The organism is Nonomuraea sp. NPDC059023 (assembly GCF_042740095.1).
In the GTDB taxonomy this organism is placed as follows: domain Bacteria; phylum Actinomycetota; class Actinomycetes; order Streptosporangiales; family Streptosporangiaceae; genus Nonomuraea.
Genome location: NZ_JBHYIO010000053.1, coordinates 34,252 through 47,176 on the forward strand (window position 1 = coordinate 34,252; position 12,925 = coordinate 47,176).

Genomic DNA, 12,925 nt, shown 5'->3' on the forward strand with positions numbered 1-12,925 from the left:
TCCCTCATCTGGGGGATGCGCACCTCCGCCCGTGAACGGGCAGGGTGGGGGCGTGGGTTCTCCTTCCGCGGTACGGCGGCGCCGTACCGACATGCTGGCTCGCGCGGAACGGGCGGAACACGCCGACGAGCTGTTCGCCGTCACCTCGGCGCGGCTACGGCGGGTCGTGGCCTTCGACGCCGCGGTGTGGTCGGCGACCGACCCCGAGACCGGGCTGGTCACCGCCCCGATGCGGGTGGAGAACCTCGGCGGCGGCGAGCACTGCGCGGCCTACTGGGAGAGCGAGATCCTGGAGGAGAGCCCCTTCGCCTTCCGCGACCTGGCCCGCGCCGAGGTGGCCGTGGCCAGCCGGCGGCACGGGAGCAGCCGCCCCTGGCAGGCGCAGAACGAGGAACTGCGCGCGGTCCTGCGCGCCGGCCGGCGGACGTGGGGCGTGGTGAGCCTGTTCCGCGACAGGGGGCGGGCGCCGTTCGGGCCGGAGGAGCTGGAGTTCGTGGCGGGCCTGTCGGCGCCGCTGGCCGCGCGGCTGCGCTCCTTCGCCCGGCCCGCGGACGTACGGCCGGCGCCGGACGCGCCCGGACCTGGGCTGGTGCTGTTCGACGCGTCGGGCCGGGCCACGTCGGTCAACGAGGAGGCCCGCCACTACCTGGCCAGGCTCCCCGCCGGCCCGTCGGCGAGCAGCGAGCTGGGCGTGCGCCTGCCCATCTGGATCGTCACCGCCGCCCTGCAGGCCCGCGCCTGCGTGCCCGGTCAGTCCGCCCGCGTGCGCATCCGCACCGCCGACGGGCACTGGCTGGTGTGCCACGCCTCCGCCATGAGCGGCCCCGGCGGTGGGGCGGGCCCGATCGTCCTGGTCATCGAGCCCGCCGCCGCCTCCGACATGGCGGTCATCGTGGCCGAGGCGTACGAGCTGTCGCCCCGCGAGCTGGAGATCACCCAGCTCATCGCGCTCGGCCTGACCACCGGGGAGATCGCCGGCCGTCTGTTCATCTCCCCGCACACGGTCCGCGACCACGTCAAGGCGGTCTTCGGCAAGGTCCGGGTGTCCAGCAGGGGCGAGCTGGTGGCGCGCCTGTTCGCCGAGAACTTCTGGCCGCGCCGGGTCAGGACTTCTCCGGACGTACCCAGATATCGCGATCGTGCATGAGCTCGATCTGCCGGAGGATGACCTCGGAGCGGAACTCCGCGTGGGTGTACGGCTTGCGCGTCAGGTACATGTTCTTGGGATAGATGGGCTGATCGTAGATGACCCGGTACTGCTCGGTCTTCAGGTCCTTGATCCAGTTGTCCCACTGGGCGGTGGACCGGAAGTGGCGCAGGGCGCCGATGTCGATCATGCCCGCGACCCAGGACGAGCCGCCGCTGTAGTCGTGCCGGCCGGCCACCTGCCCCTTGTAGTCGACGATCATCGACTGGCCGCCGAAGGTGTCGATCGGGTGCTCGGAGTCGGCGTCGAGGTAGTAGGTGCCGAGGTTGCAGGCGATGAGGTAGGCGTTGTTGTCGAGGGCTCTGGCACGGTTCTGGACCTCGTAGATGCCGTTGCCGGCGTGCGGGTGGGGATAGGGGCCGCGGTAGATGATCTCGGCGCCGTTCATGGCCAGGCCGCGGGCGTTCTCCGGGTAGGAGCCCTCGTTGGCCATGAGGATGCCGATGCGGCCGATCTCGGTGTCGGCGACCGGGTAGAAGCTGTCGAGCGTCTCGCCGTAGAGCTCCACCCAGCGGTCCCACACGTCGTGGGGCGTCACCGAGTGCTCCACGGGCAGCAGCGGCACCGTCTTGTAGTGCCTGAGCACGATGTCGCCCCGCGGGTCGATGACGAAGCCGAGGTTGAAGAACAGGCCGGGGAACTCCGGGTGGCGGGCCTTGGCCTGGGCGATGAGGTAGGCGTCCCACTGGACGGCCAGCTCCGCCAGCCGGGCGGTCTCCGGGCCGGGCACGTCGATGGCGCAGTTGGCGGCGAAGTCCTCGTGGTCGAGGTCAAGGACCTCGTCGTTGAAGCCCTGGAGCGCGCCTTCCGGGATCGCGATCAGCCGTACCGGGAGGTCCAGGCTGGACAGCCAGGAGGCGGCCTTGATCAGGTGGCCGATGTGGTCGATGTTGTGGTTGATGTCCTCGCGGTCGCGGATGCCGCGCATGGTGGGCACGAGTCCCACCGCCTGGTAGGGAGCGATCATGAGGCACCTCCGGCCAGCATCGGTGTGACGTCGAACTTCTGCTTCAGGTAACCGAACTCGAGCATCAGGTCCGCCACCCGCTGAAGTCGCGCGGCGTCGACGGAGGTGGAGTAGCCGCCGAGCTTCATCTCGCCCGCCGTGGCACGGTCGATCTTCGTGTACTTCTCCAGGGCGGGGGCGATCTCGGCGGGGCTGGCGACGGCCAGGTCGGCGGCCTTGCGTACGGCCCGCTGGAAGCCAGCCACGGCCTTCGGGTTGGCCCGCGCGAAAACCTCCGTGGTGAGGTAGCCGGAGATCGGGAAGTCGGCGGTGGGCCCGGTGAAGATGTCGCTCAGCACGACCGCCCCCTTCCTGGCCGCCGCCTGGTGGAACGGCTCGGGCAGGAAGGCCACGTCCACCTGGTCGCCCTCCAGCGCCGCGACCATCTCGGGGAAGGGCCGCTCGACGAACCTGACGTCGGCCGGGGTCAGCCCGGCGGGCTTCAGCAGGGCGCTCACGGACAGCGTGGCCACGTTGTTCAGGGTGTTGACGCCGATCGTCGCCCCCTTGAGCCCGGCGACCGTGGTGATCGGCGATCCCTTCTTCGTCATGAGGACGAAGTTGCCGGGCTTGGCCACGTAGGCATCGCCAATGATCTTGGTCTTCACCACACCGCCGGCGGAGGCGGCCAGGGCGGAGACGTACTTGCTGTGCAGGACGTCGAGCTTGCCGGAGACCAGGTCGGGCAGCGCCGCCGCGCCGCCCGAGATCACCTCGACCTCGACCGTGAGTCCCTCGGCGGCGAAGTAGCCCTTGTCGATGGCGAGTTGCACGGGCGCCACCTCGGGAAGGGCCAGCATGCCGATCGTGATATCGGTCTTTTCCCGGCCATTTTCCTGCCCGGCCGAATTACCGCCGCACGCGGCGATCACCAACGTGGCGGCACAAAAGAGAGAAAAGCGGCGAAACTCTAACATAAGAGCTCCAAGGGCCGATATAACCGTGATCTTGAGACTACCCGTGAATGGCTCCCCTGTCATGACCGGTTATCTTGCGCGATGTCATGCCAGGTGAGGATGCGGCGTTCCAGATAAAGAAAGCCTTGATTGAGCAAATAGCCCAGCACGCCCAGCAGGACGATGGCGCCCCAGACGCCCGGCAGGTCGAAGGCCCGCTGGGCGGCGCGGAGCTGGAAGCCGATGCCCTCGGTGCTGAAGAACTCCGCGATGACCATGAGGATCAGGGCCAGGGAGAGGCTGAGCCGCAGCCCGGCGAAGATCTTCGGCGCTGCTGCCGGGAGGATCACCCTGCACAGGCGCTGCCCGCGCGAGAGGCCGAAGACCCGCGCCGTGTCCAGATGCAGCGGATCCACGTGGCGCGCTCCGTCGGCCGCGTTGAACAGCACCGGCCACACGATCCCGAACGTGATCACCGCGATCTGCATGCGGGTCCCCGTCGAGAACAACGCCAGCATCATCGGCAGCAGCGCGGGCGGCGGCAGCGCCCGCCCGAACTGGATGGCCGGATCGAGCAGCCGGTAGAGCAGTGGCGACCGGCCCAGGGCCACGCCCAGCGCGACACCGGCCACGCCCGACACGGCCCAGCCCGCGAGCAGCCGGCCGAGGCTGGGCGGGAAGGTGGCCAGAGCGGTGTCGTTCAGCCAGAGCCGGGCGGGGGAGCCGGTGAACCACAACTCGCGCATGTGCGTCACGATCACCGACGGCGGCGGGAAGAAGGGGTGGGCCATGGCCCGCGTGGCCAGCTCCCAGATCAGCAGGACGGCGGGCACCACCACGACCCGCGCGATCACCGGGCCGCCCGCCAGCGGAAGAGGCGGCGTTCCGCCCAGGCGAACGCGCCGTTCGTGACGACGCCCAGCACTCCGGCCCACACGGTGGCGGCCACCGTCAGCGTGAGCCCGTCGGGGCTGCTTCCGGCCAGGATGATGAACGCGCCGATCCCGCTCGACCCGCCGGCCAGCAGTTCGGTGCTGATGGCCAGGATGAGCGCGATCGTCGCGGCCACGCGGATCCCGGTCGCGATGAACGGCGCCGTGCTCGGCAGCGAGACCCGCAGCAACACCGCGACCCGGCCGAACCCGAAGGCCCGCAGCGTCTCCTTGGCCAGGGGATCGACCTCCTTGAGGCCGTACATCGTGTTGATCAGCACGGGCCAGACGGAGGCGTACACGATCATCGCGATCTTCATGTCGAGCCGCTCGCTGAAGACGAACGCGGCCAGCGGGATGAGCGCCACCGACGGGATGGGCCGCAGGAACTCGATCACCGGCCGCAGCGCCGCCTCTATCGGCGGCACGCTGCCGAGCAGGAGCCCCGCCGGTACGGCCACCGCGACGGTGAGCAGCAGCCCCAGCGCCCAGCCCGCGAAAGTGGCGCCGACATCCAGCAGGAACGCGGGATCCATGGCGAGTTGCACGGCGGTGACCAGCACGGTGGAGGCCAGCGGGAATTGCGCGGTGGAGACGATTCCCAGCCTGCCCGCCGCCTCCGCCAGAACGAACAGACCGGCCATGCCGATGAGCCCGCAGACTAAGGCGTTTTCCAAGAGAGTGTCGCGCTCAGCGGAAATACCGGCCTCCCGGGGTCTTTATCCTGATGCTTTCGCATATCGGCGAGCGAGGTGGGCGAAGGCGTCTTTGAGCGCGGGTGGCCCGACGACCTCGATGTCGGCGTCGAAGCGGCCGATGGTGGCTGCCAGGCCGGGCCAGGACCACGAGCCGAGGATGAGCCGGCAGCGGTCCGGGCCGAGTTCCTCCACGACACCGTCGCGGGCGTAGGGGGAGACGTCGGCGGCGGGCAGGCCGAGGATCACCTCGCCGCGGCACGGCCACTCGCCCGATGCGCCGGCGCCCTTGAACCTCTCCGCCACGAACGCCGCCACGTCCCCCAGGTCGCGCGGGGTGAAGCGGGGACCCGACGGGGGCCGCGGGGTGACGCGGTCGGCGCGGAAGGTGCGCCAGTCGCCGCGGTCGAGATCCCAGGCGACCAGGTACCAGCGCCCGCCCCAGGTCAGCAGGTGGTGGGGCTCCACCCGGCGCGGCGTGTCGGCGCCCGCGTAGCCGAAGCGCAGCACCTCGCGGGCGTGCACGGCGGCGCCGAGCACGGTGAGCACACCGCTGTCGGCCGGGAAATGCCGGCGGGCCGGCTCGACCGCGGTGATCTGGAGGGTGTCGATGCGGCGGCGCAGCCGGGCGGGCATGACCTGCCGGACGGTGTTCAGCGCCCGCGCCGCGGCCTCCTCGATGCCGGCGCCGCTGGTGGCCGCGCTCTGCAGGGCGATGGCCAGCGCCACGGCCTGCTCGTCGTCGAACAGCAGCGGCGGCAGGTCGGTGCCGGCGTCGAGCCGGTAGCCGCCGTCCGGGCCCTTCACCGCCACGATGGGGTAGCCGAGCTCGCGCAGCCGGTCCACGTCCCTGCGCACGGTGCGCGGGCTGATCTCCAGCCGCTCGGCCAGCAGGGCGCCGGGCCAGTCGCGGCGTACCTGGAGCAGGGACAGCAGCGACAGCAGCCGTGCCGACGTCTTGAGCATGACCTCTATGTTGCCCCGAGAAGAGGACACAAACTGACCGCTTCTTCTGCGATCTTTGGAGGATGACCGTTCTCGGCACCCGGGCGCTCAACCGCGCCACCCTCGCCCGTCAGATGCTGCTCGACCGCGCCGACCTGCCGGCCCTGGACGCCGTCGCGCACCTGTGCGGGCTGCAGGCGCAGGAGCCACAGGAACCGTTCGTGGGACTCTGGTCGCGGTTGCGGGCGTTCGATCCGGCCGAGCTGTCCGATCTGCTGGTACGGCGGAGCGTGGTCCGTACCCACCTGATGCGCAGAACCGTTCACCTGCTCACCGCCGACGACGTCCTGGCCTGGCGCCCCCGCCACGACGCCATGCTGCGGCAGCGCGTCCTCGGAACCTACCGCCGCGAGCTCGCCGGAGTGGACCTGGGCGAACTCGCCGCGGCCGGCCTGGACGTCATGGCCGACGGCGAGCCACGTTCGATGGCGGAGATCGCCCGCGCGGTGGCCGATCGGTGGCCGGAGCCGGGGACGCGGGCCCTGGGCGAGATGCTGGTGGCCGCGCTCATCCCGATGGTGCAGATGCCGCCGCGCGGGGTGTGGCGGACCAAGGGCGGGGTGCGCAACGCGCTGCTTTCGTCCTGGCTGGGCCGCGACGTCGTGCCCGCGCCCGCGAACGGCTCCGACCCGGCCGGCGCGGCGCTGGTCCGGCGGTATCTGGCCGCCTACGGCCCCGCCGCCACGGCCGACGTGCGCGCCTGGAGCGGCCTGGCCGGACTGCCCGCGGCGGTGGCGTCGATCCGCGCGGAACTGCTCACCTTCCGCGACGAGCGCGGCCGGGAACTCCTGGACCTCCCCGGCGCCCCGCGCCCCGACCCGGACACGCCCGCCCCGGTACGGTTCCTGCCCGCCTTCGACAACGCGCTCCTCGGGTACGACGACCGCACGCGGATCGTCGACGACGCCCACCGCGGCCTGTCGGTCGCGGGCACCCGCGTCGTCCTGGCCGACGGCCGGGTGGCCGCGACCTGGACCGTCGAGTCCGGCGCCGTGACCGTCACCCCGTTGCGCGCCTTCTCCCGCGCCGAGCGCGCGCAGGTGACCGAGCAGGGACAGTCCCTGGCGTCGTTCCTGTCCGACGGCGAAACCGATCAGGTGCGGATCTCTCCCTGAGCCGGCGGGGCGCGGCCGGGACGGTAGGAGGCGGCCGGTGAGGGCAGATGTCGTCCCTCACGTCCAGGAGCCGCCATGACCGACGACCGCCCCGCGCCCGATCCGTCCCGGAACCCGGCCCCCGCCACCCGGAGCGACCCCGGCCCCCACGGTCCCGCCGAGCCGGTCGGGGTGATGCCGTTCGGCAAGCCGGGACGGCCGTTCGGCAGCAGCCCGTTCACCTTCGGCTTCACCGCCGCGCTCGGCGTGCTGACCGCCTGGCTGCTGGTCCAGGCCCTGACCGCGGCCGCCTCGATGATCATCCTGATCGTCGTCTCGCTGTTCCTGGCCGTCGGCCTGGACCCCGCCGTACGGTGGCTGCAACAGCGCCGCCTGCCGCGCTGGGCCGCGATCTCGGTGGTGTTCGCCGGCGTGATCGCCTTCTTCGCCGGGTTCGGCCTCGCGGTCGTCCCGGCGCTGTCGCAGCAGGCCGGCCAGTTCATCGACCAGGTCCCCGCCTACGTCGAGCAACTGCAGAACAACCCCCAGATCCGCGACCTCGACCAGCGCTACGGCCTGCTGGAACGCCTGCAGACCTACCTGACCAGCGGCGATCTCGGCAGGCAGGTGTTCGGCGGGCTGCTGGGCGTGGCCGGGGTCCTGGTCAGCGCGGTGTTCTCGGCGCTGACGGTGCTCATCCTCACCCTGTACTTCCTGGCCTCGTTGCGCTCGGTCACCCGCACCGGCTACCGGCTCGTCCCCAGGAGCCGCCGCGCCCGCGTGCGACTGCTCGGCGACGAGATACTCAACCGGGTCGGCGGCTACGTGGCCGGGAACCTGATCATCTCGTTCATCGCCGGTGTGAGCAGTTTCTTCTTCCTGTCGATCGCGGGCGTGCCATACGCGCTGCCGCTCTCGCTCATCGTCGCCATCACCGACCTCATCCCGCTGATCGGGGCCGGCATCGGCGCGTCGGTGGCCACGCTGGTGGCGTTGTTCGTCTCGGTGCCGGTGGCGATCGCCACGCTGGTGTTCTTCATCGTCTACCAGCAGATCGAGAACTACCTGATCGCGCCGAGGGTGATGAAGTCCTCCGTCGACGTGCCGGCCGCCACCACGATCGTCGCCGCGCTCATCGGCGGCGCCCTGCTCGGCGTCGTGGGCGCGCTGCTGGCTATCCCGGTCGCCGCCGCCGTCCAGCTGATCGTCGGCGAGGTGGTCCTCCCGCGACAGGAACACCACTGAGCGGCTCACCGGCTCCTGACCGCACCGGCACATCGGGTACGCGCCGGAGCGGCGGGATGCCGGAGAAGGCGCTCTGCGTGTTGCCGGCGGCGCGCCCGGGTTCGGGACGGCCGGTTTCGGGGCGGCCGGGTCCGGGACGGCCGGTGTGGTGGCCGTCCCGGAACCGGGCGTCTCAGCGGCCCAGGCGCGAATACGCGGGCGGCATGTGCTTGAGCCGGATCCGGTTGGAACGCCGGACCGGTTCGAGCACGATCATCGCCGCGTCCGGCGGCACGTGCCGCAGGTCGTGCGTGATCAGGATGGTCGTGCGGCCTTCCATCAGCCGCCGCATCGGCTCCTGCACGCGCGCCGCCGTCGCGGCGTCCAGGCCGGTCATCGGCTCGTCCAGGACGAGGACCGGCGCGTTGCGCAGCAGGGCGCGCGCGATCGCGATGCGCTGGAGCTGCCCGCCCGAGAGCAGCCGCCCGCGCTGCCCGAGCGGAGTGTCGTACTTGTCCGGCAGCCGGTTGATGAAGTCGTGCGCGTCGGCCAGCTTGGCGGCGGCCACGATCTCCTCGAAACTCGCCCCAGGCTTGCCGTAGGCGATGTTGTCGCGGGCCGTACCGGAGAAGAGCAGGTTCTCCTGCTGCAGGATCGTGATGTGGTCGCGCAGCGAGGTGCTGGAGATGTCGCGGATGTCCGTGCCGTCCAGCAGGATCCGGCCGCTGGTGGGCTCGTAGAAGCGCAGCAGCAGTTTGGCCAGCGTCGACTTGCCCGCGCCGCTGGGGCCGGTGCAGACGATGGTCTGGCCGGGTTCGACGGTGAAGGACAGATCGGCCAGCGTCGGCCTGGTCCGGTTCGGGTAGGTGAAGCCCACCTGCTCGAACGTGATCCGGCCGGGCACGGGACCGATCAGCGGCCTGGCCGCCGGGTTGTCGGCGACGCCGGGACGGGCCTTGAGCACCTCCATCACGCGGTCGGAGCCGGCCGCGGCCTCGGAGACGGTGAGCGCCAGTTCGCCCAGGTTCTGGACGGCGGGGTAGAGGAAGGCGAGGTACGCCGCGAACGCCAGCAGTCCACCGATCGTCAGGCGGCCGGCCGAGATCTCCCACGCGCCGAAGCCCAGGATGACGATCATGCAGATGGTCTCGAGCACCTGTACGGCGGGGCCGTACAGGCCGGACAGCCAGGCCTGTGACATGTTGGCCCGCAGCCAGGTCTCGCCCTGTCGGTGCAGGTGGCCCGCCTCGGCCTCCTGGCGGTTGTGGGCCTGCACCAGGGTCTGGTTGGACAGGCTCTCCTCGATGACGCTGTTCATCATGCCGTTGCTCTGCCGCTCGCGGGCGGCCGCGCCCCTGAACTTGGCCGCGAACAGCTTGGAGATGATGACGAACCCGGGAATGAGCGCGAAGGTGATCAGCGCGAGGTCCCAGCGGACGATGAACGCCGCGGTCGCGAACACGATCACGCTGATGACCGTCGTGAACGCCTTGACCAGGCCGGAGCCGACCAGCGTCTCGATGGCCTCGATGTCGTCGGTGAGCCGGGCCATCAGGTCGCCCAGGCGCCGGTTGTTGAAGAAGTCGGGGGTGAGCGTCTGCACGTGCGCGAACACCCGGTCGCGCAGGTTCAGCAGGAAGCGCTCGGCGGCCAGCGCCGTGATGTAGGCGCCGCCGAAGGCGGCCAGGCCGGCGACCACCGCCAGGCCGAGCCAGGTGAGCGCCGGGGTCCAGAACGCCCCCAGATCCTGCCGGGCGAGCACCTCGTCGGTGATGACGGCGAACAGTCCGATGGCCGCCACCTCGCACAGCGCCGCCACGATGGCGAGCACGCCGCCGATGACGAACAGCCTGCGGACGCCGCGGGTGTCGGGCCAGAACTCGGCGAAGGTCTTGCGGATCATGACGGCGGGCGCGAGCTCCGGCCCGTGCGTGCCCGATCGCGCCCCCGGCCGGGCGGAAAGGGAGAGCCGACGGGAAACCCGCCGGCTCTTCCCAGTGGTGGTTACCACCACCACCTCCGCCGCCCGCAACCGCAGCGGCGGCGACGACGGCAGCGTCTGCGGCCGCCCCACCATCCGCCGCCGCCCCATCCCCAGTCATCCCAGTGACGCGTAGGGAAACCGACAGGAGTCATGATCCCCCTCCTTTGTGCGTGCACTCGCATGCGAGTGCTGCCTGTGCTGACAAATAGGACGCTAACACCCGAATCCCGCCATATCGGCCTTTAGGGGAGTATTTGGGAAGGGTTTGACGCGGCGCCCGAGAGGCCGCGCTCGATAATCGGCCGCGCGGTCCCGGAAAAACGTCAATCATGCCTGTTCAGCGCGGTGTCGGAGGTCCGTGCCCGCCGGGCGGGAAGCGGCCGGGGCCGGCGCTTCAAGCCGTTTCGCGGCACCCACGTTAAAGCGCAAATAAATAGAGGGGCCGATCTCTAACGAAAACGGCAATCTTTCCTATGTGAGCTTTCGCCGGAGTGCGGCTCACCTGCTAGTTTTTCGGTGTCGAGCGTTTCGTTTAGTCGGCAGGTCTGCTGGGCAGTGACGCGGTCCGCCGGGGCCGGCATGTGCCCGCCGGGACCTCGTGATCTTTCCTCCCTTTACTGTTGCCGGGTGCGCGCCGCCCTCAAGCCCGCGCTGGCCTCCGTCTGGCCCCAGCGGTCGCCGCTCTGCCTGCTCAGCGTCAGGGCCCTGGTGAAGTGCCTGCGGGCCATCCCGGCATCGCCGACCTCGAGCCACGTGGCTCCCAGGGCGGTGCGTACCGTGCTCTCGCTCAGCCGGTCGCCCACCAGCCTGCTCAGCTCCAGCGCCCGTACGAGGTGGCGGCAGGCAAGACCCGCCTCGCCCGCCTCCAGGTGCGCCAGCGCCACCCCGGTGCGGGCCTGGATCTCCCCCCACGGATCGGCCGCGCTCCTGCTCAGGGACAAGGCCTCCAGCAGGTACGGCATCGCCCGCTCCGCCCGCCCCATCCTGCGCAGGCTGTCGCCGAGACCGCTGAGCCCGCGGTTGCCCCCGACCGGGTCGTTCACCTCCCGGTAGAGCATGACGGCCAGCAGGAAGTGGTCGGCGGCCACGGCGTACTCGCCCGCGCGGTGGTGGATGTAGCCGAGATGGGTCAGCGTCTTGGCCTGCCCGACCGGGTCGCCGTTCCAGCAGTCCAGCACCAGGGCCTGGTGGTGCAGCGCGATGGCGCCCTCCCGGTCGTCCGACAGCCAGTACGCGACGCCGAGGTTCTTGAGCGTCTCGGCCTCGCCCTCGCGGTCGCCCAGCCGCTGCACGGCGCTCAGGGCCAGCCGGTGGGTGTGGATCCAGTCACGCGGGTCGCCGCGCAGCAGGAAGAAGTGCCACAGCGAGCGGGCCAGCTGCCAGGTGTGGACGAGCAGGCCCCCGGCGGCGGCGCTCTCGATGGCGGCGATCAGGTTGGGCAGCTCGCGTTCGAGCCAGCAGATCGCCTCCCGGCGGTCGGCCAGGCGCAGGGCGGGGGCGGCGACCGGGCCGGAGATCGGGTTGGGCCGCCTGCTGGGCTCGATCAGCTCGGCGGCGTGGTCGGCGACGCGCAGGTAGTGCTCGACGATCCGGGCCAGCGCGGCCTGCCGCTGTTCCTGCCGCTCCCGCTCGGCCAGCACCGCCCGCGCGTAGTCGCGTACCAGGTCGTGGAAGCGGTAGCGGTCGGCCGACGGGCGCTGCAGCAGGTGCGCCTGGATGAGCTGCTCCAGCAGCGGCTCCGCGGCCTCGATCGGCTGGCCGGTCAGCGCGGCGGCGCCCGCGAGGTCCACGTCCACGCCGGGGATCAGGCCGAGCAGGCGGAACATCCGGCGGGCCGGTCCGCCGAGCTTGCCGTAGGAGGTGGCGAAGGCGGCGATGACGCTGCGGCTGCCTGCCTGCAGCTCGGCCAGGCGCCGGTGCTCCTGGCGCAGCTTCTCGTTGAGGTGGCCGGGGGTCCACGACAGGCGGTGGCGTAACCGGGCGGTGACGATCCTGATGGCGAGGGGGAGGTAGCCGCACAGCCGTACCGTCTCCTCGGCGTCACCGAGGTCGGCGGGCGGGCCGGCGTCGGCGATCTTCATGAACATGGCCAGGGCGTCCTCGGCGCTGAGCTCGCCCAGCGTGATCGTGCCCGTGCCGTCCAGGTCCACCAGCCGGGCCCGGCTGGTGATCATCATCAGGGACGGCGTGGCCCCGGGTAACAGCGGCATCACCTGCTCGGCGTCGACGGCGTTGTCCAGGACGATCAGCATGCGCCGCCTGGCCAGCGCCGAACGCCACAGGGAGGCCCGCCGCCCGGCTTCGGCGGGAATGCCCTCCTCCGGCACCCCGGCGGCGCTCAGCAGCGCCTTCAGCGCGTCGGAGGCCGGCATCGGCGCGACGCCGGCGGTGTGCCCGTGCAGGTCGAGGAAGATCCGGCCGTCCGGATACCCCTCCTTGAGCTGGTGCGCCGCGTGCAGGACGAGCGTCGTCTTGCCCACGCCCGCCATCCCGTCGACCGTCCAGACACCGCTGGGCGTGCCACCGGCCTTGAGCAGCGCGCCCAGCTCCTCCGCCCGCCCGGTGAAGTCGGCGATGTCGCGCGGCAGATCGTCGTGCGGCAACTCATCGGGCGAGGCCGCGGCGCCGGGCCTGGCCTGCGGTACGTCCCGCGCCAGCCGCCACACCCCGCGCAGGATCTCCGCCTCCCGCCGGTCGGCCCCCAGAGCGGCGGCCAGCCGCTCGACCAGCGCGGCGTCCTGCGGCAGCTGCTTGCCGGTGCAGAACCGGTGGACCGTCGAATGGCTCAGCTCCAGCCGCCGGCCCAGCGCCTGATAACTGCGGCCGGAGCGCTTTTTCCACGACTGCAGCATGAGCGCGAATTGTTGCCGTGCCTCAGAATC

General features: G+C 71.3%; 10 protein-coding genes. 3 read left to right on the forward strand and 7 right to left on the reverse strand.

Features of this window, described 5'->3' with window-relative positions:
• The first annotated feature begins 52 nt into the window (after window positions 1-52).
• Complete coding sequence (locus ACFWYW_RS52005) at window positions 53-1,147, forward strand: response regulator transcription factor (protein WP_379641341.1); 1,095 nt, start codon at window positions 53-55, stop codon at window positions 1,145-1,147.
• Here ACFWYW_RS52005 and ACFWYW_RS52010 read toward each other — a convergent pair.
• Genes ACFWYW_RS52010 through ACFWYW_RS52030 form a run of 5 tightly spaced genes read right to left on the reverse strand, consistent with a single transcriptional unit; the run spans window position 1,104 to window position 5,702 of the window.
• Entirely contained in the window at window positions 1,104-2,174 is a 1,071-nt protein-coding gene (locus tag ACFWYW_RS52010) for a nitrilase-related carbon-nitrogen hydrolase (protein ID WP_379627340.1), read from the reverse strand. The genes ACFWYW_RS52005 and ACFWYW_RS52010 overlap by 44 nt on opposite strands.
• On the reverse strand, window positions 2,171-3,193 hold the full coding sequence (locus ACFWYW_RS52015) for an ABC transporter substrate-binding protein (protein ID WP_379641342.1): 1,023 nt from the start codon (window positions 3,191-3,193) through the stop codon (window positions 2,171-2,173). The genes ACFWYW_RS52010 and ACFWYW_RS52015 overlap by 4 nt, the downstream gene beginning before the upstream one ends.
• Window positions 3,190-3,963, reverse strand: a complete 774-nt coding sequence (locus ACFWYW_RS52020) for an ABC transporter permease (RefSeq protein WP_379627336.1) — start codon at window positions 3,961-3,963, stop codon at window positions 3,190-3,192. Before ACFWYW_RS52020 ends, ACFWYW_RS52015 begins: the two co-directional genes overlap by 4 nt.
• Window positions 3,960-4,718 (reverse strand): ABC transporter permease, encoded by a 759-nt coding sequence (locus ACFWYW_RS52025; protein WP_379627333.1) that lies wholly within the window; start codon window positions 4,716-4,718, stop codon window positions 3,960-3,962. The genes ACFWYW_RS52020 and ACFWYW_RS52025 overlap by 4 nt, the downstream gene beginning before the upstream one ends.
• 42 nt (window positions 4,719-4,760) lie before the next feature.
• Complete coding sequence (locus ACFWYW_RS52030) at window positions 4,761-5,702, reverse strand: helix-turn-helix transcriptional regulator (protein ID WP_379627331.1); 942 nt, start codon at window positions 5,700-5,702, stop codon at window positions 4,761-4,763.
• Between the two features lie 62 nt (window positions 5,703-5,764).
• Here ACFWYW_RS52030 and ACFWYW_RS52035 point away from each other — a divergent pair, with 62 nt between their 5' ends.
• The gene (locus ACFWYW_RS52035; RefSeq protein ID WP_379627329.1) at window positions 5,765-6,856 is read left to right on the forward strand and encodes a winged helix DNA-binding domain-containing protein; all 1,092 of its coding nucleotides are present in this window, start codon (window positions 5,765-5,767) and stop codon (window positions 6,854-6,856) included.
• A gap of 75 nt (window positions 6,857-6,931) precedes the next feature.
• A complete protein-coding gene (locus ACFWYW_RS52040) occupies window positions 6,932-8,080 on the forward strand; it encodes an AI-2E family transporter (RefSeq protein ID WP_379627327.1) in 1,149 nt (382 codons plus the stop codon).
• Between the two features lie 172 nt (window positions 8,081-8,252).
• Here the strand turns inward: ACFWYW_RS52040 and ACFWYW_RS52045 are convergent, their stop codons facing one another.
• Both ACFWYW_RS52045 and ACFWYW_RS52050 read right to left on the reverse strand, forming a co-directional pair.
• Complete coding sequence (locus tag ACFWYW_RS52045; RefSeq protein ID WP_379627325.1) at window positions 8,253-10,151, reverse strand: ABC transporter ATP-binding protein; 1,899 nt, start codon at window positions 10,149-10,151, stop codon at window positions 8,253-8,255.
• A 506-nt stretch (window positions 10,152-10,657) separates the two neighbouring features.
• Window positions 10,658-12,895, reverse strand: a complete 2,238-nt coding sequence (locus ACFWYW_RS52050) for a helix-turn-helix domain-containing protein (RefSeq protein WP_379627322.1) — start codon at window positions 12,893-12,895, stop codon at window positions 10,658-10,660.
• Window positions 12,896-12,925: the final 30 nt, after the last annotated feature.